Source organism: Nocardia sp. NPDC003482 (assembly GCF_053588115.1).
Genome location: NZ_JBSFPI010000012.1, coordinates 144,915 through 163,273 on the forward strand (window position 1 = coordinate 144,915; position 18,359 = coordinate 163,273).

Here is an 18,359-nt window from a genome sequence, read left to right on the forward strand (position 1 = left end):
TCACAGCCAGTTGTTGCGCCGGAAGGTGACCAGCAGGGCGCCGCAGATCACCACGATGACGACGATCACCAGGGGATAGCCCAGCGTCCAATGCAATTCGGGCATGTGGTCGAAATTCATGCCGTAGATGCCCGCGATCATGGTCGGCACCGCGGCCATCGCGGCCCAGGCCGAGATCTTGCGCATATCGGTGTTCTGCTGCACGCTCACCTTCGCCAGAGCGGCGTTGATGAGCGAACTCAGCGATTCGTCGAAATCGCTGATCCGCTCGGCGACCTGGGTGTGATGGTCGGCGACGTCGCGCAGATAGCGCCGGATCTCCTTGGGCAGCGGCAATTCCGAACTGCGCGAGAGCAATTGCAGCGGCAGCGCGAGCGGATTGACCGCGCGGCGCAGCTCGACCACCTCGCGCTTGAGCTGATAGATGGCCTCGATGGCGAGATTGCTGCGCGGGGTGAAGACCTTCTCCTCCATCTCCGCCACATCGTCCTCGATGTCCTGGGTCACGTCGACGTAGGAGTCCACGACGTGGTCGGCGATGGCGTGCAGCACCGCGCCCGGGCCGAGCGCGAGCCGTTCCGGATTGGCCTCGAGGTCGCGGCGCACGCCGGTGAGCCCGGTGTGCTCGCCGTGCCGCACGGTGACCACGAAATCGCGGCCCACGAAGATCATGATCTCGCCGGTCTCGACGATCTCGGAGATGCTGTTCGGATCGTGCTCGACGTATTTCACCGTGCGCAGCACCAGGAACAGGACGTCGTCGTAGCGTTCGAGTTTCGGCCGCTGATGCGCCTGCACCGCGTCCTCGACGGCCAGTTCGTGCAGGCCGAAAGTGGTTGCGACATCGGCCATCTGGAATTCGTCGGGCGCGTGCAGGCCCACCCACGCGAAGCCGGCCCCACGCTCGCGCACCGCGGCCAGCGCCTCGGCGTGGGTGAAATGGCCGGGCAGCCGGTGCCCGTCGACGTAGACGCCGCAGTCGATGATCGCGCGCGCGGTGGGCACCGGGATGCGCGGACGCGGTTCCACCGCCTTGCCGCGGCCGCGGAACGAGGGCAGGGGTGGCATCTGGGGCACGAGTTGCGATGCTAGTCGCTGCCGTTCGGCAAGATGGACGGGTGCGCATCGACCTGCATACCCATTCCAACGCCTCCGACGGCACCGACACCCCGGCCGAACTGGTCCGCAACGCCGCGGCGGCCGGATTGGACGTGGTCGCCCTCACCGATCACGACACCACCTCCGGCTGGACCGAGGCCGCCGAGGCGCTGCCGAACGGGATGACCCTGGTGCGCGGCATGGAGATGTCGTGCACCGGCCCCGGCGAGGACGGCTGGCCGGTGTCGGTGCATCTGCTGGCCTACCTGTTCGATCCCACCGACGCGGCCTTCGCGCGCGAACGCGAACGGCTGCGCGGCGAGCGCGTGGCCCGGGTCCGGGCCATGGCCGAGCGGATGGCCGCCGACGGCCTGCCGGTCGACGCCGACGAGGTGCTCGCCTCCGCCGGGGCCTCGGCCGGACGACCGCATCTGGCCCGTGCCCTGGTGTCCGCCGGGGTGGTGCCGACCGTCGGCGCCGCCTTCGAGAGCCTCCTCGCCCCGCGCGGCCGCTACTACGTCGAGAAGGCCGACACCCCCTTGCGGCGCGCGGTCGAAATGGTCTCGGCCGCAGGCGGAGTCAGCGTCGTGGCGCACCCCCGCGCCCGCACCCGCGGCCGCCTGCTCGCCCTCGACGAGATCCGCGCCCTGCCCGCCCTGGGCCTGTCCGGCCTCGAGGTCGACCACCCCGACCACAACGCCGCCGACCGCGCCCTGCTGCGCGACCTCGCCGCCGAACTCGACCTCCTCACCACGGGATCGTCGGACTACCACGGCGCGAACAAGACCATCCACCTCGGTGACTGCACCACCGCCCCGGAGCAGTTCGAACGGCTCGCCGACAAGGCGAGCGGGGTGGGGGTGATCGTGTCGTGAGACTCCCTGTGTACGGGGGATATTCGCTGGGGGCGGGGTGATCGTGTCGTGCGACGGGTAGGACGGATCGTTCGGGGTGAGGGGAGGCTGTCGTGAGGTTGGTGCGCGGGTTGAGCGGAATCGTGGCGGGTGGACTCGTGGTGCTGTGCCTGGTGGTGATCGGGGCCGAGGTGCTCGGGGCGCGACGGGGATTTCCGGGCCCGGGGGCGGCGACGGTGGCGTGGCATGTGGGAATCGCGTTACTGGCCGTGTGCGCGCAGGTATTCGCGGATCGGCGACGGGGTTTTGCGGCCTTTTTCGGGGCCGTGGTCGTTTTCTGTGCGGCGGGTTATCTTTTGGTTACGCAGTGGTGGAATTAGGGCGAGCGTAATGGTTGCCATCGGGTGAATTGTGCCCGAATATTTTCCTTTGTGGGCGTGCTGGAGTCGGATGTGCTGGTGGTGGGGGGTGGTCCCGCGGGGGCGTGGGCCGCGCTCGCCGCGGCGCGCTCCGGGGCCCGGGTGATCCTGGTCGACAAGGGGCGGTGCGGGGCCAGCGGACCGACCGCGAAAAGCCTTGTGGCCCTGGCGAATTTCCCACCCGGACCGGCTCGGGAGGAGGCGGTCCGGCTGGCCTTCGCGCGCGGCGGCCGACTCGGCGATCCGGAATGGACGCACCGCGTGCTCGCCGAGACCCACCTCCGGCTCGACCATTTGTTTCGTCGCGGCCGGGTGCCGCACGCTGACCGGTCGGGCGGCCCGACCCGGATTCGCCTGAGCGGCGCCCGCTACCTCGGCCTGCTGCGGCGGAGCCTGCTCGTGGCGGGCGTGCGGATCCTGGACCATCATCCGGCGCTGCGGCTGCTCGTCGACGCCGAGGGCGTCGTGGCCGGGGCGAGCGGATTGTGCTCGGCACGCGGCTACGAGGAGTGGTCCGTGCGGGCGGGCGCGGTGGTGCTGGCCACGGGCGGCTGCGCGTTCCTGTCCGGCGCCGCGGGCGCCGATGTCGCCACCGGCGACGGCTTGCTGATGGCCGCCGAGGTCGGCGGTGAGCTGTCGGGCATGGAATTCTCCAGCGCCTACACCCTCGCCCCGATCGCCCCACTGCCGCCCACCCCGACCCCCCGCTTCGCCGCCTTCCACGACGAATCCGGCGCGCCCCTCGAAAACCCCGCCCTCGGCCCCCACGCCGCCGCCCTCGAGGCCCTCGCCAATGGCCGCCGGGTCTACGCGACGCTCGAGGAGATCGATGGGCCGGGAGGCGCGGAGCCTCGGGTTCGCCCCAAGCTTGCGGAGGCCGGTGGGTCGGAAGGCGCGGAGCCTCGGGTTCGCCCGACGCTTGCGGAGATCGATGGGTCGGGAGGCGCGGAGGCTCGGGTTCACTCGAGCTTCGCGGAGGCCGGTGGGCTGGAGGGCGCGGAGGCTCGGGTCGACGGTCGAGGGATCTTCGCCACGCTGGAGGCGCTCGCCGGGCTGGGGAGCACCGGCGACGGCGGAGGGGGCCTCGGAGTTGGAGGCTCGGAACACGTTGGCGCTCCGCGTGTTTCGGGTGCGGTTCAGGTGCGGGCGGTGCTGGCCGGTACGGTGCGCGGTACCGGTGGGCTGCGGCTCACCGGGTTCGATTGCGCCACAACGGTTCCCGGGTTGTTCGCCGCGGGGGACGTGACCTCGCGGGAAGCGATCGCCGGGGCGTACGGGGGCGTCGGTGGGCAGCGGGCGGCCTGGGCGATCGCCTCCGGGATGTGGGCGGGTACGGGGGCGGTGCGGTTCGCGCGCGGGCGGGGGCGGGCGGTTCCGGCCCGGGCGGGCGGGGGGCTGCGCGCGGTCGCCGGGATCGATCCGCGGGCGGTGATCGGGCTCGTGCAGGAGCACACCCTGCCGCTGCGGCGCAGCTACTGGCGCAGTGCGGGAAGCCTGCGGGACAGCATCGCGGAACTCGACGCGCTGTGGCCGGTCACCGAATGCGATCTCGGCGGCGCCGGGGCGGAACTGCTGCGGGCCCGCGAGGCGGCCGCGCTGCTGGCCGTGGCACGCTGGACCAAGCACAGCGCGCTGGCCCGCACCGAGAGCCGCGGCATCCACCGCCGCACCGACCATCCCGGCGAGGACGAGGACTGGCGGCTGCGCCTGCGCACCGGGGGCGTGGGGACCGTCTGGGTCGCGCCCCCGCGCGACCTCACTCGGCCGGCCGCCGAATGCGAGTTTCCGCTTACGTCGGGGTAATTCGCGCGCCCTAGGCTCGGACAATGGCAGCCCGCTCGCCCCCGCGCCACCCGCCTCGCGCAGGCGATTTGGAAACCGCTCACCTTTCCTGGCAGAATGTTCCGATCCCTGGCCGACGCCACCGCCCGGTCCGGGAGGTCGGTGAACCGGCACCCGTGACGCACTGCTCCGGATGCGCGGTACGCCCCAACGGCATTACCCGGACACACCCGTCCGGTTTCCGGCTCGACGGATCTCTGCGGCGATACGCCGTAATACCCGGTGCGGCACACCGCGATGTCACCATCGAACGGTATTGCGCGGCAAGCGAGTGTGATCAACGCACCTGCCGAGTAACCGAAAACCATTGATACCAAATACCCGACGGTAACCGCGAGACGGTTCAGTCGACACCGAGCAGGAGTGAAATCGTGTCACCCGTGACTGATGCACCGAACGCCGCCACGGCGAGCCGTGAAACCGATTCGGCGAACCTGTCCGCCATTACGCACGAGGAAATTTTCGCGGGTCATCTGGGGGGCAAGCTCTCGGTGGAACTCACGTCCCCGCTGGAGACCCAGCGCGATCTGTCCATCGCCTACACGCCCGGCGTGGCGCAGGTGAGCCGGGCCATCCACACCGACGCCGCGCTGGCCAAGCGCTACACCTGGACCGACCGTCTCGTCGTCGTGGTCAGCGACGGCACCGCGGTGCTCGGCCTCGGCGACATCGGTCCGCGCGCCTCGCTGCCGGTGATGGAGGGCAAGGCCGCGCTGTTCAAGAAGTTCGCGGGTCTGGATTCGATTCCGATCGTGCTGGACACCAAGGACGTCGACGAGATCGTCGAGACCCTGATCCGGCTGCGCCCGAGCTTCGGCGCGGTGAACCTCGAGGACATCTCCGCGCCGCGCTGCTTCGAGATCGAGAAGCGCGTCATCGAGGCGCTGGACTGCCCGGTCATGCACGACGACCAGCACGGCACCGCCATCGTGGTGCTGGCCGCGCTCAACGGCGCCGCGAAGGTGCAGGGCCGCGACATCGAGGGCCTGAAGGTCGTGGTGTCGGGCGCGGGAGCGGCCGGTGTCGCGTGCACCAACATCCTGCTGGCCGCCGGTGTCTCCGACATCGTCGTGCTCGACTCCAAGGGTGTGGTGAGCCGCGACCGCGCCGACCTCAACGAGGTCAAGGCCGATCTGGCCCAGCGCACCAACCCGCGCGGCATCACCGGCAGCGCCGCCGACGCGATGGCGGGAGCCGATGTGTTCCTGGGCCTTTCGGCGGGCACGATTCCCGAGGCGCTCATCGCGGCGATGGCCCCCGAGTCCATCGTGTTCGCGATGTCCAATCCGGATCCGGAGATCCACCCCGAGATCGCGCACAAGTACGCCGCGATCGTGGCCACCGGCCGCAGCGACTTCCCCAACCAGATCAACAATGTGCTGGCCTTCCCCGGCGTGTTCAAGGGCGCGCTGGACGCGGGCGCCCGGCGCATCACCGAGGGCATGAAGATCGCCGCCGCCGACGCCATCCTGGCCGTGGTCGGCGACGAACTGGCCGCCGACAAGATCGTCCCGAGCCCGCTCGATCCCCGGGTCGCGCCCGCGGTCGCCGAGGCCGTGGCCGCCGCCGCCCGCGCGGAAGGCGTTGCCTAGCAACGATATTCGAACAGCACTCGGGCGCTTCGTTTTCGAACGAAGCGCCCGTCGCCGTTGTCAGCCCTTGCACGCCTTGCGGAGGTCGCGCAGCGGCTGGCGAATGTCGCGGAACTCCCGCAGCTCCTGCTGATGCGACTGCCGATACGCCTGCAATTCGGTGTGCCGCTGATCCTTCGGAAGCGTCCGCACCTTCGCGAGTTCGGCGGCCAGATCCGGATGCGCCGCCAGGTAGTCCGCGGTCCGGGAGGCGACCTGGGCGTGAACCTGCGCGCGCGCCTGCGGACCGCAATCGGGCCCGTCGGCCGAGGCGACGCCGGGCACCGCGACGAGCAGAGCGGCCGCGCCCGCGGTCCCGGCGAGCAGAGCGGCAAGGGTTCGCTTCATCAGAGCAACTCCATTCGAGTCGAGAAATCTTCCACCCACGAATCTGCCCGTCCGGAACGCCTTTCGCCGCTATCCGCCCCCCTTCTTCAGCCGATCCTCAGGCCCGCGCGGGAGCGGCAGTTCGAGCCGGAACAGCGCGCCCGGGCCGTCGTCCGGGGGCGCCAGGCAGCGGAGGTCGCCGCCGTGGGCGCGGGCCGTGCCGCGGGCGATGGTGAGGCCGAGGCCGGAGCCCTCGGCGGAGGCGGGGGTGAGGCGGACGAGTCGCTCGAAGACGCGCTCGCGGTCGGCGGCGGGGACGCCGGGGCCCGAGTCGCGGACGTCGAGGACGGCGGTGGTGGGAGTGTGGGTGAGGTGCACGGTGATTGTGCGCGTGGGGGTTTCGGCAACGGCGCGGGCGGCGTTGTCGAGCAGGTTGGCGAGGATCTGGCCGAGGCGTTCGGGGTCGGCGGTGACGGTGACCGGCGTGCCGTCGAGGCGGAAGTCGATGTCGGGGTGCAGCACGCGCTGTTGTTCGAGGCGGGTGCGGGCCAGGTCGTACAGGTCCACCGGTTCGGTGCGCAATTGCAGGCCCGCGTCGATGCGGGCCATGTCGAGCAGATCGTCGACCAGGCGTCCGGCGCGGCGGGCCTCGCGGATCAGCAGGACGTACAGGCGTTCGCGTTCGGCCGGGTCGGCGTCGGCGGGCTGGTGCAGGACGGCCTCGGCGACGGCGCGGATACCCGTGACGGGGGTGCGCAGTTCGTGGGCGGCGTCGGCGACGAAATCGCGCAGGCGCCGCTCGGAGGCGCGGGCGCGGGCCTCGGCCCCCTCGAGGGCGTCCAGCATCTCGTCGAAAGCGCTCGCGGTGCGGCCCAATTCGGTGTCGGTGCGGGTGGGGGAGAGGCGGCGGCCGCGGTCGCCGCGGGCGATGGCGCGGGCCAGTCCGGTCATGGTGTCCAGCGGGGCGAGGGCCTGCCGCACGCCCAGCCAGAGCCCGCCGGTGAGGATGGCGAGCGCGGCCACGACGGAGCCGAGCAGGACGAATCCGAGCCGGGACTGCACCCGGCTCAGCAGCGGCGAATCGATTTCCAGGGTCAGCCGGGCGCGGTCGAGTTCGCCGGGCCCGGTGAGCAGCAGCCGCCGCGACGGACCGCGGACGTCCTCGCCGCGCCCGCCGATCCCGTCGTAGTCCCGCCCGTCGGCCAGTTCGAGCCGGGCCCGGATGGACCGATTGTCCAGCTGCCGCATGAGATCGGGCGCGGAGACGTCCTGCTGCGCGAGCTGCCGGGCCAGCCGGGCGCGGTCGGCGAGGATGGTATTCTCGCCGCGCTGCACGGCCACGGCGAACAATCCGTGCACCAGCACCACCGCGACCAACAGCGCGATCCCGGAAACCATTGCGGCGGTGAGGGTTACCCGCCGACGCAGCGATACCGTCCTCATCGCTCACCCACCCGCAGCGCGTAACCGAGTCCGCGCACGGTGTGCAGCAGCCGGGGGCCGTGCTCCTCGAGTTTGCGCCGCACCGCGCTGACGTACACCTCCACCAGATTGGGGTCGTAATCCTCGTAACCCCAGACGGCCGTGAGGATCTGGGTCTTGGTGAGTACCCGGTCCCGATGCGCGGCCAGGTGGGCGAGCAGCCGGAACTCGGTGGCGGTCAGCGTGATCGGCGTCCCGCCCCGCGTCACCGTCCCCCGATCCACGTCGATCTCGAGATCGCCGACGGTGATCCGCGTCCGCAGCCGTCCCATCCGCCGCAACAGCGCCTCCACCCGGGCCACCAGCTCGGCGAGGTCGAACGGCTTCACCACGTAATCGTCGGAGCCCGAACGCAATCCGCGCACCCGATCGGCCACCTCGTCCCGCGCGGTCAACATCAGCACCCCCGCCTCGCACCGGGCCCGGACGATATCGAGCAGTTCGAACCCGTCCCGCCCCGGCAGCATCACGTCCAGCACGACCACATCGGGCCGGAACCGCTCCAGATCCTGTTCGAGACCCGCGCCGTGCTCGCGCGCCAGCACCCGATGCCCCGCCGCGCCGACGGCCGCGGCGACGGCCGTCCGGATGGCGTCGGCGTCCTCGACCAGCAGAATGCGTCCCGGTTCCTGCACGAGCGACATTCTGCGCCGCGGCCCGCCCGGATTCCACCCGCCCTCCACCCGCGGGTGGTGGGCGCGCGCGCCCGCGACGGCGACGCTGAAACGCATGAGCATGATCATCGAGGGCGTCGCGATCGTCGCGGTGCTGGTGTGGATCGCGGTGCGGCAGACGCGGTGGCGCGAACTGGCGGCGGGTCGGATGTGGCGCACCCCCCTCGTCATCGGCGGGGTCGGCCTCGTCGAGCTGAACGGCGAGATCGCCCACGAGACGATCGACGCGGTGACGGTCGCGCTGCTGGCCGTGTCGGCCGCGCTGAGCCTGGCGGTCGGCGTCGCCATGGGCATGCTGTCGCGGATCCGCGAATTCGACGGCAGAGTGTGGGCGCGCACCGGCCGGGCCGGATCGGCGCTGTGGTTCGCGCTGCTGGCCGTGCGCGTCGGAGTGGACGTGTGGGCGCACGCGATCGGCGCGCGGCTCGTCACCTCCGTCGCTGTGATCCTGGTGATGCTCGCCCTCAATCGCGTCGGCCGCACGCTGGTGCTGCTGCGGCGAGCCGAGCGTTTCCGTCCGGTTGCGGCACACTGAATCCGATGACCGAACCGTTGCCGATCACGGGCCTGTCCAGGTTGCTGCGCCTGGTCGGGCTGGTCGCCGTGATCGCGACCTCGGCGCCCGCGGTGCGCTGGCAGCATCCGTGGCTCGCGGCGGGGGTGCTCGTGTCCTGGGCCGGATGGGCGGGGTGGACGGTGGCTCCGGCGGGCGCCTCGCGCTGGTGGCCGCGAACGGCGTTGTGCGCCATGGCGATCGGCGGCGGACTCACCGCGGCCCGTGCGACCGGTTCGGCGATCACCGCCTTGGCGACGGTGTTCAGCGTTCTGTCGTGGGTCGCCGAATCGGTGCCCGTCTGCGCGGCGATCGCGGCCGTCGCCGTGCTGTGCGGCGGCCTGTCCGCGGCCGTCGCGCCGCATCCGGTGCGCGCCCTGCCGGATCTGCTGTTCGCGCTCCTGGTCGCCGGGCTGATGGGCTGGAGCCGCCGCCAGTCCCGCACGGCAGCGGTGCGCAATCGCCTACTCCTGGAACAGAATCGGGTGATCCGTGCCGAACGCGACCGCGCCGCCGCCCTGGCCGAACGCGCCCGCATCGCCCGCGACATCCACGACGTGCTCGCCCACACCCTCGGCGGGCTGGTGCTGCAACTCGACGCCGCCGACGCGCTGTTCGAGGCCGACGAGAACGACCGCGCCGCCGAACGGGTCCGCGCCGCCCGCGGCCTCGCCGCCGACGGACTCGACGACGCCCGCCGGGTCGTCGGCGCGCTGCGGTCCGACGGTTTCGACCTCACCGCGGAGCTCCAGGACCGCTGTCACCAACACCGTTGCGCCGGTGGGCAAGTGGTGGTCGACACCGAAGCCGAGCTGCGCGGTCTGGACGAACAGGTGGCGATCGCGCTGGCGCGGGCGGTGCAGGAGGCGCTCACCAACGCCCGCAAACACGCCCCCGGCCGCCCGGTGACGCTCACCCTCCGCGACCAGAGTGACCAGCTGGCCGTCACGATCGCCAATCGCATTGCCCCCCAACGCATTCCGCTCACGGGTTCGGGCACGGGCGCGGGCCTGCTCGGGATGCGCGAGCGGATCGAGGCGGTCGGCGGCACCGTGGCGGCCGGAAAGGAGAACGGGCAGTGGACGATTCGAATCCTGGTGCCGCGCCGCTGATCACGGTCGTGGTCGCCGACGACCAGACCGTGGTGCGCGACGGGCTCACCACCGTGCTGTCCCTGCTGCCCGATATCGAGGTGGTCGGCGAGGCCCGCGACGGCGCCGAGGCGATCGACCTCGTGCGCCGCCGCTCGCCCCGGGTGGCCCTGATGGACCTGCGGATGCCCGGCGTCGACGGGGTCACCGCCACCGGCGTGATCGCCACGGACCATCCCGGCACCGCCGTTCTCGTCCTGACCACCTACGCCGACGACGCCTCGGTCGCCGCGGCACTGCGCGCGGGCGCCCGCGGCTACCTCACCAAGGATGCGGGCCGCGCCGAGATCGCCGCGGCCGTCCGCGCGGTCGCCAGCGGTCACACCACCCTCGCCGCGGAGGTCGGCGCCCGGCTGGTCTCCGGTCTGCGCGTCGCGCCCCCGCCCGATATCGATCTGACCGACCGCGAACTCGACGTGCTCCGCCTGATGGCCGCGGGCCACAACAACTCCGAGATCGCCGAGGCGTTGTTCATCGGCGTCAGCACCGTCAAGAGCCACATCAACTCGTTGTTCGCCAAACTCGGCGTGCGCGACCGGGGTCAGGCCATCGCCTACGCGCACCGCGCGGGCCTCGCGCGCTGAGTCGTGCGGGGCTATCCGCGCACCGGGCGGCGCAGGCGGCCCGTGCCCGGCGCGCTGGCCCACACCGCCCAGGCCAGCAGTCCGTCCAGGACGAGGGCCAGCGCGGCGACCAGCAGCGCGCCCACCAGCACCCGGTCGTACTTGTAGAGGCTGATGCCGTCGAAGATGTAGCGCCCGAGCCCACCGAGGTTCACGTACGCCGCGATGGTCGCGGTCGCCACGACTTGCAGTGTCGCCCCGCGCAATCCGGACAGCAGTACCGGCAGCGCGTTGGGCACCTCCACCCGCAACAGCACCCGCCGCTCGGTCATCCCCATCGCCCGCGAGGCGTCGACCACGTCCGGGTCGACATTGGCGATGCCCGCGTACGCGCCCGCCAGCAGCGGCGGCACCCCGACGGTCACCAGGGCGAGCAGCGGCGGCAGCAGACCCAGGCCCAGACCCAGCACCACGAAGGTGAGCACGCCCAGGGTGGGCAGCGCCCGCATGGCGTTGGCGAAGCCGACGATCACGCCGCCGCCGCGCCGGGTGTGCCCGACCAGCGCCCCGATCGGCAGCGCGATCACCGCCGACATCGCCACGGCCAGGAAGCTGTACCACAGGTGTTCGAGCAGCCGTCGGGTGATTCCGGCGGGGCCGCCCCAGTTCGCCGCCGTGCTGAGATAGTGCCACGCATCGAGGAAAAGGTTCACGCCCCAACGCCTTTCGCGGGATCGATCGCCGTGCGCACGCGCCGTGCGAGGCCGGGCCGATCGGTGCGCAGCCACGGCGTGGCCCAGCGGCCGAGCACATACAGCACCCGGTCGACCACCAGCGCCAGCGCCAGCACCACGATGATGCCCGCCACGATCTCGTCCGGATAGTCGCGCTGATAGCCCTGGGTGAACAGCTTGCCGAGCCCGCCCACCCCGATCAGCGCGCCGACGGTGACCGCGGAGATGTTGGTGACCGCGACGACCCGCAGATTGGCCACGAAAACCGGTACGGCCAAGGGGAATTCGACGGTAAGGACGCGCCGCAGCCGGGGGTAGCCGATCGCGTCGGAGGCGTCCAGCACCGCCGCGGGCACCGAGTCCAGCGCGGTCGGCACCGCGATGACCAGCAGCGCCACCGAGTACACGCTCAGTGCGATCACCACGTTCAGCGGATCGATGGTGGCGATCCCGAGCAGCGGCGGGATGATCACGAACAGCGCCAGCGACGGCACGGTGTAGGCGATGCTCGCCACCGTCGTCGTGATCCTGCGCAGCCAGCGCACGCGCCGCGCCAGGGCGCCCACCGGAATCGCGATCACCAGCCCGACGACCAGGGGCGTCAGCGCGAGATACAGATGGGTGCGCGCGAATCCCGCGATCTCGGCGAAGTTGTCGAGGAGGTAGCGCACCGGTCACCCGGCCTCGTGGTCGAAGAAGTGCCGGTTGCGTTCGGCGTCCTCGTCCGCGCGCTGGCGGGCGAGCTGCTCGATCACCTCGGTGGCCAGCAGCCCGCCGATCGCCGCACCCGAATCATCCACGGCCACACCGATTCCCGAGGGGGAGGAGATGGCCGCGTCCAGCGCCTGCCGCAGGTCCCCGCCGGGGGTGAACAGCGAGCCCCCGGCCGCCATGCAGTCGGCGAGCGCGTGCCCGGCGCGCACGCCCTCGACGCCGGTGACGTCGACCCAGCCCAGCGGGTGTCCGGCGGCGTCGACCACCAGCACCCATTCGCCGGATTCGAGCCGCAGCTCGCGCACCTGCTCGGCGGTGGCGGTGCGAAGCTCGTGCGGCACAACGCCGTTCGCCGCCCGGAACGACAGCCCGCGGTAGCCGCGATCGCGACCGGCGAATCCGGCGACGAAATCGGTCGCGGGCTGGGCCAGCACGGTCTGCGGCGCGTCGTACTGTTGCAGCACGCCGCCGGGCGCGAAGACCGCGATCCGGTCGCCGAGCCGGATCGCCTCGTCGATGTCGTGGGTGACGAAGACGATCGTCTTGCGCAATTCGCTTTGCAGCCTGCGCATCTCGGCCTGGAGCTCCTCGCGCACCACCGGATCGACGGCGCTGAACGGCTCGTCCATCAACAGGATCGGCGGATCGGCGGCGAGTGCCCGCGCCACCCCGACGCGCTGCTGCTGCCCGCCCGACAGCTGGGCCGGATACCGGCGGGCCAGCGCGCGATCCAGGCCCACCCGGTCCAGCACCTCGAGCGCGTCGGCCCGCGCGGCGCGGCGGGACTTCCCGCGCAGGATCGGCACGGTCGCGACATTGTCGAGCACCGTGCGATGCGGGAGCAGGCCGCCGCTCTGGATGACGTAGCCCATGCCGAGCCGCAGCCGCACCGGATCGGCGGCCGAGATGTCCTCGCCCGCAACGGTGATCGTGCCCGAGGTGGGCGCGATCATCCGGTTGATCATCCGCATCGAGGTGGTCTTGCCGCAGCCGGACGGCCCCACGAAGACGGTGAACGAACCGGACTCGATGCGCAGGTCCAGCCGCGTCACCGCGGTGGTGCCGTCCGGATAGGTCTTGGTGACGCCGCGGAACTCGATATCGGACACTAGGCGACCGGCTTGTTCAGCCCCTGCGCGGCCACCCAGTTCTTCGCCGCGGCCGCGGGCTCGGTCTTGGTGGCGCCGGAGACCGCCTCGTTGAGCGAGATGAGCTCGGCCGTGGTCAGTTTCGCCGACACCGCGTCGAGCACCTTCAGAGCCTTGTCGGACTTCTTCTTGGCGTTGAAGACCGGCACCACGTTCTGGGCGGGGAAGTTGTGCTTGGGGTCGGCCAGCACGACCAGGTTGTTCTGCTTGATCGCGGGGGAGGTGGTGAAGATATTGGCCGCGGTCACCTGGCCGTCGGTCAGCGCGCGCACGGTGGCCGGGCCGCCGCCGTCGGCGATCTGGACGAACCGGTCCGCGGGGATGTCGAGGCCGTAGTTCTTCTTCAGGCCGGGCAGTCCGCCCGCGCGCTCGGCGAATTCGGTCGGCGCGCCGAGCTTCACCTCGGCCGAATGCGCCGCCAGATCGGCGATGCTGGTCAGATTCCACTTGTCGGCGGTGGCGCGGGTGACCACGACCGCGTCGGAGTCCTCGCCGGGCGCGGGCGTCCCGGCGGCGAGATCGGTGCCCAGCGCCTTGGTGAGGGCGGCGTTCACCTCGTCGGCCGCGGTCGCGGTGGCGGATTTGTCCAGGTATTGCAGCAGATTGCCGGTGTAGTCCGGGATCAGGCCGATCGAGCAGCTGCGCAGCGCGGGAACGTACGCCTCCCGGCTGCCGATATTGAGCTTGGTGTCGACGGTGAAACCGTTGGCGCGCAAGGCTTCCGCGTAGACGTCGGCCACGGTCTCGGACTCCGGGAAGTTCGCCGAACCCACGGTGATCTTGTTCGCGTCGCCGCCGCAGTCACCCGAACCGCTGGACAGCGGATCGGAGTTGCCGCAGGCCGACAGGGCCATCGCGGCGGCCAGGGCGACGGCGGTCGCGAGCACTCGGGCGGCGGTGGTGATGGTGGATTTCAAGACTGTCCTTCCGGTCCGATTACCATCCGAGTCCGGACGGCCATCTTCTGGCTGTCCATACTGTCAGCCGGGAGTCGTTCTTTCTATCCGATCGGGAGTGGGTGTCGCCGCATGAATTCGGTCGCGTCGGTGCGAATGCTGATCGCCGCGCTGGCCGCGACGCTGGCCGTCTCCTGTTCCGGCGCGGAGTCGGCGGATCCGATCGTCGTCGGGGCGGGCGACTCCCCGCAGTCGCGGATGATCGCCGAGATCTACGCGGGCGCGCTGGCCCGCACGGGCGCGCGCACGGCCGTGCGCGACGGGCTCGGAACGCGCGGCGACACACTGGCCGCGCTGGACGCCGCGACCGTCACCGTGATCGGCGACGACAGCGGCGATCTGCTGCGCGCGCTCGATTCCGGGTCGCCCGCTCGACTGCCCGACAAGACCACTCCCGATCAGGCCCTGAAGGACGCGGCGGGACAACCGCTCCCGAGCGTGGCCGAGGCGCTCGACGCCGCGTTGCCCGAGGGCCTGGCCGTCTCCGATCTCGCCGACGGCACCGATCTGCGGCCGAGTTTCGCCCTGGCCCTGGCGGATTCGGCCGCCACCCTGAAGAACCTGGCGCCGCGCTGCGGGGAGTTAACCCTCGGCATCGCGACGGGTTCCGAACTCGATCCGCTGCGCCCCGCGCCCGACCCGCGGCGGGATGTGCTCGACCCGCTGCACGCGGTCTATCACTGCGATGTCGCCGCGCACGTCGTCTTCGGCTCGGATACACAGCTGCGAGACGCCCTGCGCGACGGGCACGTTCAGGCCGGGGTCTTCACCGCCCCCGCGACCCTGCTGCCCGGGGGCGCCGAGGAGCTGACCCTGCTCGCCGATCCGGACCACGCCTTCCGCGCGCAGACCATCGTGCCGGTGTTCCGCAAGGGGGCGCTGAGCGACCGGCAGATCAAGAAGCTCAACTACGTCGCGGGCGAACTCACCACGGCCGACCTCGCCACGCTCGTCCGTCGCCTGCGCGATGAGCACGTCCCCGCGGTCGAACTGGCCCGGGGCTGGCTCGACGAGCACTCGCTGTAATCCGCTCGGGCGCGAGCGGCCTGGGGGCGGCAGGGGAGGCGAGCGCCCCGGGCGCGGCAGAGGAGGCGAGCGGCCCGGGCGCGGCAGGGGGCCGGTCGCCGGGCGGGTTCACTGCCGCAGGGCCTCGGTCAGGGCGGGGCTGAGGGCCAGTGCGGGGAGGGACTCGACCAGCATGTCGATCAGTTCTTCGCGCGAAATCGTTTCCTGGCGAAGCCAACTCAGCGTCGTCTCCTCCACGAACGCGATCCAGCCGCGCACGGCCAGCCGCAGGCGCGGGTGGTCGGGGTCGTCTACGAGCAGGTGCGCGCTGACCAGGATCCGGTCCACGATCGTCGCGCGCGAGTATTCGGCGAGCGCGGCCAGTTGCGGATCGGCGCTGCTGGGTCCGCGCAGGATCGCCAGATAGGGGGTGCGGTTGGCGCTGACGTAGTCCACATAGCGCTCCACCGAATCGCGCAGCATGTCGAACAGGCCCAGGTTCGGATCGGGGGCGGTCCGGTCGAGCAGTTCCTCGTTGGCATTGCGCAGGATGGCGAGCTGGAACTCCTGCTTGGAGGCGAAATAGTGGAACAGCAGGCCGCGCGAGATCCCGGCCTGCTCGGCGATCTCCCCGATGGAGATGTCCTCGATGGCTCGCTCGCGCAGCATCTCGGTGCCGAGCGCGATGAGCTGCCGACGACGTTCTTCCGGGCTCAGACGTACCCGCTTGGCTGGTTCTCCGGAGTTTCTGTCGGTCACCCGACAATCGTACTGAACGAGAGTCAATACTGTTGACTGCTGCTCAATAAGCGCTTAGGCTCGGTTACATGAGTCGCAAGGTTACAGACAAAGATGTCGACCGCGCCGCCCGGCACGTGCACATCCTGATCGTCGGCAGTGGGTTCTCCGGGCTGGGCATGGCGATCCGGCTCCGTCAGCAGGGTCAGGACGATTTCCTGGTGATCGAGCGCGGCGGCGACGTCGGCGGCACCTGGCGCGACAACACCTACCCGGGCGCGGCCTGCGATGTGCCCTCGCATCTGTACTCCTACTCCTTCGCGCTCAACCCCGACTGGACGCGCTCGTTCTCGCGGCAGCCGGAGATCCAGCGCTACATCAGCGACGTGGCGGATCGCTATCAGGTCCGTGACAAGCACCTGTTCGACACCGAGATGACGAGCGCGCGCTGGAACGAGGCCGACGCCCGCTGGGAGGTCCAGACCAGCCGGGGCGCGTTCACCACCGACATCCTGATCTCGGCCATCGGCGCGCTGTGCGAGCCGAATCTCCCGGATATCAAGGGCATCAACACCTTCGAGGGCCAGATCTTCCACTCCGCGCGCTGGGATCACGACGCCGAACTGCGCGGCAAGCGGGTCGCGGTGATCGGCACCGGCGCCTCGGCCATCCAGATCGTGCCCGCCATCGCGCCCGAGGTGGCGCATCTGGACGTGTACCAGCGCACCGCGCCGTGGCTGCTGCCCCGGCTGGACCGGCCCTACACGCTGCCGGAACGGTTGGCGTTCAAGCACATTCCCGGCGTGCAGCGGCTCTCGCGCGCGGCCATCTACGCCGCCCGGGAGACCCAGGTCGTCGGCCTGGCCAAATTCCCGCCCGCCATGCGCGCCTTCGAGCTGCTGGCCAAGGCCAAGCTCGCCTACGAGGTGCGCGATCCGGAGCTGCGCCGCAAGGTCACCCCGAACTTCCGCATCGGCTGCAAGCGCATGCTGATCTCCAACGAGTACTACCCGGCGCTGGGCCGCGACAATGTCGACGTGGTCACCGACGGCATCCGCGAGATCCGCGCGAACTCGATCGTCACCACCGACGGCACCGAGCGCGAGATCGACGCCATCGTCGTGGCCACCGGCTTCCACGTCACCGACAACCCGGCCTACGAGACCGTGGTCGGGCGCGACGGCCGCTCGCTGGCCGAGCAGTTCGACGCCACCGGACAGCAGGGCTACAAGGGCGCGGCGATCGCCAACTACCCCAATATGTTCTTCCTGCTCGGCCCGAACGTCGGCCTGGGCCACACCTCGATGGTGTACATGATCGAATCGCAGATCAACTACATCGCCGACGCGGTGGCCACGTTCGACCGGCAGCACCTGCGCACGGTCGAGGTGCGGCAGGACGCGCAGGACCGGTTCAATCGCGAGTTGCAGGCCAAACTGGTCGGCAGCGTGTGGAACACCGGCGGCTGCGCCAGCTGGTACCTCGACAAGCACGGCAACAACACCACGTTGTGGCCCGACTTCACCTTCCGATTCCGTAGGCTCACAGAGAAATTCGACGTGGCGGCCTACGACACGACAACCGAGACGGCCCGCGTGGGTTCCGATGTGAAAGTGGTGGCAGCACAGTGAGCAATGACGCTTACTTCACGGGCAAGGTCTGTGTGATCACCGGCGCCGGTTCCGGCATCGGCCGGGCGCTGGCGGAGAACCTCGCGCGGCGCGGCGCGAAACTCGCCCTCTCCGATATCGATACCGAGGGCCTGGCCGAAACCGTCCGGCGCTGTGAGGCTTTGGGCGCGCAGGTCAAATCCGATCGGGTGAACGTGGCCGAGCGCGAGGCCGTGCTGCTCTACGCCGAGGCGGTGCGCAAGCACTTCGGCGTGGTGCACCAGATCTACAACAACGCCGGGATCGCCTTCCACGGCGAGGTGCTCGACTCCCAGTTCAAGGACATCGAGCGCATCATGGACGTCGACTTCTGGGGAGTCGTCAACGGCACCAAGGCATTTCTGCCGCATCTCATCGAATCCGGTGACGGCCACGTCATCAACGTGTCCAGCCTGTTCGGGCTCATCGCCATTCCGGGCCAAAGCGCTTACAACGCGGCCAAATTCGCGGTGCGCGGCTTCACCGAATCGCTGCGCCAGGAGATGCTGGGCCGCAGGCATCCGGTCAAGGTGACCTGTGTGCACCCGGGCGGCATCAAGACCGCCGTCGCCCGTAACGCCACCTACGCCGAGGGCATCGACGCCAAGCAGTTCTCCTCGTTCTTCGACAAGCAGCTCGCGCTGCACACCCCGGAGATGGCCGCGCAGACCATCACCGAGGGCGTGCGCAAGGGGCACGGCCGGGTGCTGATCGGCTGGGAGGCCAAGCTGCTCGACATCTGGGTGCGCGCCACCGGCTCCTGGTACCAGCGCGCGTCCGCCATCGTCAACCGGCGCATGATGCCCTGATCGACGAAAGTC

The 18,359-nt window shown here is 70.7% G+C and carries 19 protein-coding genes; 9 read left to right on the forward strand and 10 right to left on the reverse strand.

The window, feature by feature from the left end:
- Entirely contained in the window at positions 1 to 1,068 is a 1,068-nt protein-coding gene (gene corA, locus ACWDSJ_RS20535; RefSeq protein WP_450033675.1) for a magnesium/cobalt transporter CorA, read from the reverse strand.
- Positions 1,069 to 1,118: 50 nt separating this feature from the next.
- Here corA and ACWDSJ_RS20540 point away from each other — a divergent pair, with 50 nt between their 5' ends.
- Complete coding sequence (locus tag ACWDSJ_RS20540) at positions 1,119 to 1,973, forward strand: PHP domain-containing protein (RefSeq protein ID WP_387363680.1); 855 nt, start codon at positions 1,119 to 1,121, stop codon at positions 1,971 to 1,973.
- A 239-nt stretch (positions 1,974 to 2,212) separates the two neighbouring features.
- On the opposite strand, the gene ACWDSJ_RS20545 is transcribed toward ACWDSJ_RS20540, so the two are convergent.
- Positions 2,213 to 2,353, reverse strand: coding sequence for a hypothetical protein (locus ACWDSJ_RS20545; RefSeq protein ID WP_450033604.1), 141 nt, complete (start codon positions 2,351 to 2,353; stop codon positions 2,213 to 2,215).
- A gap of 30 nt (positions 2,354 to 2,383) precedes the next feature.
- On the opposite strand from ACWDSJ_RS20545, the gene ACWDSJ_RS20550 reads away from it, so the two are divergent.
- Both ACWDSJ_RS20550 and ACWDSJ_RS20555 read left to right on the forward strand, forming a co-directional pair.
- Positions 2,384 to 4,174, forward strand: a complete 1,791-nt coding sequence (locus ACWDSJ_RS20550) for an FAD-dependent oxidoreductase (RefSeq protein ID WP_450033605.1) — start codon at positions 2,384 to 2,386, stop codon at positions 4,172 to 4,174.
- A 419-nt stretch (positions 4,175 to 4,593) separates the two neighbouring features.
- Complete coding sequence (locus ACWDSJ_RS20555) at positions 4,594 to 5,805, forward strand: NAD(P)-dependent malic enzyme (protein WP_450033606.1); 1,212 nt, start codon at positions 4,594 to 4,596, stop codon at positions 5,803 to 5,805.
- 60 nt (positions 5,806 to 5,865) lie between these two features.
- Here the strand turns inward: ACWDSJ_RS20555 and ACWDSJ_RS20560 are convergent, their stop codons facing one another.
- The 3 genes from ACWDSJ_RS20560 to ACWDSJ_RS20570 form a co-directional block, all read right to left on the reverse strand.
- Positions 5,866 to 6,192 (reverse strand): hemophore-related protein, encoded by a 327-nt coding sequence (locus ACWDSJ_RS20560; RefSeq protein ID WP_387363688.1) that lies wholly within the window; start codon positions 6,190 to 6,192, stop codon positions 5,866 to 5,868.
- 69 nt (positions 6,193 to 6,261) lie between these two features.
- Positions 6,262 to 7,614 (reverse strand): ATP-binding protein, encoded by a 1,353-nt coding sequence (locus ACWDSJ_RS20565; RefSeq protein ID WP_450033607.1) that lies wholly within the window; start codon positions 7,612 to 7,614, stop codon positions 6,262 to 6,264.
- Entirely contained in the window at positions 7,611 to 8,297 is a 687-nt protein-coding gene (locus ACWDSJ_RS20570; RefSeq protein WP_450033676.1) for a response regulator transcription factor, read from the reverse strand. Before ACWDSJ_RS20570 ends, ACWDSJ_RS20565 begins: the two co-directional genes overlap by 4 nt.
- Before the next feature lie 85 nt (positions 8,298 to 8,382).
- Here ACWDSJ_RS20570 and ACWDSJ_RS20575 point away from each other — a divergent pair, with 85 nt between their 5' ends.
- The 3 genes from ACWDSJ_RS20575 to ACWDSJ_RS20585 are packed head-to-tail and all read left to right on the forward strand — an operon-like array spanning position 8,383 to position 10,615.
- The gene (locus ACWDSJ_RS20575) at positions 8,383 to 8,862 is read left to right on the forward strand and encodes a hypothetical protein (protein WP_450033608.1); all 480 of its coding nucleotides are present in this window, start codon (positions 8,383 to 8,385) and stop codon (positions 8,860 to 8,862) included.
- 5 nt (positions 8,863 to 8,867) lie between these two features.
- Positions 8,868 to 9,992 (forward strand): sensor histidine kinase, encoded by a 1,125-nt coding sequence (locus tag ACWDSJ_RS20580; RefSeq protein WP_450033609.1) that lies wholly within the window; start codon positions 8,868 to 8,870, stop codon positions 9,990 to 9,992.
- On the forward strand, positions 9,959 to 10,615 hold the full coding sequence (locus ACWDSJ_RS20585; protein WP_450033610.1) for a response regulator: 657 nt from the start codon (positions 9,959 to 9,961) through the stop codon (positions 10,613 to 10,615). Before ACWDSJ_RS20580 ends, ACWDSJ_RS20585 begins: the two co-directional genes overlap by 34 nt.
- 11 nt (positions 10,616 to 10,626) lie before the next feature.
- Here ACWDSJ_RS20585 and ACWDSJ_RS20590 read toward each other — a convergent pair whose 3' ends face one another.
- From ACWDSJ_RS20590 to ACWDSJ_RS20605, 4 genes are read right to left on the reverse strand one after another with little or no spacing between them, the layout of a single operon-like run.
- Positions 10,627 to 11,307 (reverse strand): ABC transporter permease, encoded by a 681-nt coding sequence (locus ACWDSJ_RS20590; protein WP_387363704.1) that lies wholly within the window; start codon positions 11,305 to 11,307, stop codon positions 10,627 to 10,629.
- The gene (locus tag ACWDSJ_RS20595) at positions 11,304 to 11,999 is read right to left on the reverse strand and encodes an ABC transporter permease (protein ID WP_450033611.1); all 696 of its coding nucleotides are present in this window, start codon (positions 11,997 to 11,999) and stop codon (positions 11,304 to 11,306) included. Before ACWDSJ_RS20595 ends, ACWDSJ_RS20590 begins: the two co-directional genes overlap by 4 nt.
- Before the next feature lie 3 nt (positions 12,000 to 12,002).
- Positions 12,003 to 13,151, reverse strand: coding sequence for an ABC transporter ATP-binding protein (locus ACWDSJ_RS20600; RefSeq protein WP_450033612.1), 1,149 nt, complete (start codon positions 13,149 to 13,151; stop codon positions 12,003 to 12,005).
- Positions 13,151 to 14,044: an ABC transporter substrate-binding protein gene (locus tag ACWDSJ_RS20605; protein ID WP_450033677.1), complete on the reverse strand. Its 894-nt coding sequence runs from the start codon at positions 14,042 to 14,044 to the stop codon at positions 13,151 to 13,153. The genes ACWDSJ_RS20600 and ACWDSJ_RS20605 overlap by 1 nt, the downstream gene beginning before the upstream one ends.
- Before the next feature lie 174 nt (positions 14,045 to 14,218).
- Here ACWDSJ_RS20605 and ACWDSJ_RS20610 point away from each other — a divergent pair, with 174 nt between their 5' ends.
- Positions 14,219 to 15,172 (forward strand): glycine betaine ABC transporter substrate-binding protein, encoded by a 954-nt coding sequence (locus tag ACWDSJ_RS20610; RefSeq protein WP_450033613.1) that lies wholly within the window; start codon positions 14,219 to 14,221, stop codon positions 15,170 to 15,172.
- Positions 15,173 to 15,280: 108 nt separating this feature from the next.
- Here ACWDSJ_RS20610 and ACWDSJ_RS20615 read toward each other — a convergent pair whose 3' ends face one another.
- Complete coding sequence (locus ACWDSJ_RS20615; protein ID WP_450033614.1) at positions 15,281 to 15,910, reverse strand: TetR/AcrR family transcriptional regulator; 630 nt, start codon at positions 15,908 to 15,910, stop codon at positions 15,281 to 15,283.
- A gap of 68 nt (positions 15,911 to 15,978) precedes the next feature.
- Between ACWDSJ_RS20615 and ACWDSJ_RS20620 the strand changes: the two genes are divergently transcribed.
- Both ACWDSJ_RS20620 and ACWDSJ_RS20625 read left to right on the forward strand, forming a co-directional pair.
- The gene (locus tag ACWDSJ_RS20620) at positions 15,979 to 17,520 is read left to right on the forward strand and encodes a flavin-containing monooxygenase (protein ID WP_387363719.1); all 1,542 of its coding nucleotides are present in this window, start codon (positions 15,979 to 15,981) and stop codon (positions 17,518 to 17,520) included.
- Complete coding sequence (locus tag ACWDSJ_RS20625; protein ID WP_450033615.1) at positions 17,517 to 18,347, forward strand: SDR family NAD(P)-dependent oxidoreductase; 831 nt, start codon at positions 17,517 to 17,519, stop codon at positions 18,345 to 18,347. Before ACWDSJ_RS20620 ends, ACWDSJ_RS20625 begins: the two co-directional genes overlap by 4 nt.
- The last annotated feature ends 12 nt before the right edge of the window (positions 18,348 to 18,359 follow it).

Excerpts from the sequence above, each read along its gene's own strand:
- ACWDSJ_RS20580 (WP_450033609.1), top strand. The coding sequence starts at position 8,868 with ATGACCGAACCGTTGCCGATCACGGGCCTGTCCAGGTTGCTGCGCCTG.
- ACWDSJ_RS20545 (WP_450033604.1), bottom strand. The coding sequence starts at position 2,353 with ATGGCAACCATTACGCTCGCCCTAATTCCACCACTGCGTAACCAAAAG.
- ACWDSJ_RS20560 (WP_387363688.1), bottom strand. The coding sequence starts at position 6,192 with ATGAAGCGAACCCTTGCCGCTCTGCTCGCCGGGACCGCGGGCGCGGCC.
- ACWDSJ_RS20565 (WP_450033607.1), bottom strand. The coding sequence starts at position 7,614 with ATGAGGACGGTATCGCTGCGTCGGCGGGTAACCCTCACCGCCGCAATG.
- ACWDSJ_RS20610 (WP_450033613.1), top strand. The coding sequence starts at position 14,219 with ATGAATTCGGTCGCGTCGGTGCGAATGCTGATCGCCGCGCTGGCCGCG.
- ACWDSJ_RS20570 (WP_450033676.1), bottom strand. The coding sequence starts at position 8,297 with ATGTCGCTCGTGCAGGAACCGGGACGCATTCTGCTGGTCGAGGACGCC.
- ACWDSJ_RS20620 (WP_387363719.1), top strand. The coding sequence starts at position 15,979 with ATGAGTCGCAAGGTTACAGACAAAGATGTCGACCGCGCCGCCCGGCAC.
- ACWDSJ_RS20605 (WP_450033677.1), bottom strand. The coding sequence starts at position 14,044 with ATGGCCCTGTCGGCCTGCGGCAACTCCGATCCGCTGTCCAGCGGTTCG.
- ACWDSJ_RS20575 (WP_450033608.1), top strand. The coding sequence starts at position 8,383 with ATGAGCATGATCATCGAGGGCGTCGCGATCGTCGCGGTGCTGGTGTGG.
- corA (WP_450033675.1), bottom strand. The coding sequence starts at position 1,068 with ATGCCACCCCTGCCCTCGTTCCGCGGCCGCGGCAAGGCGGTGGAACCG.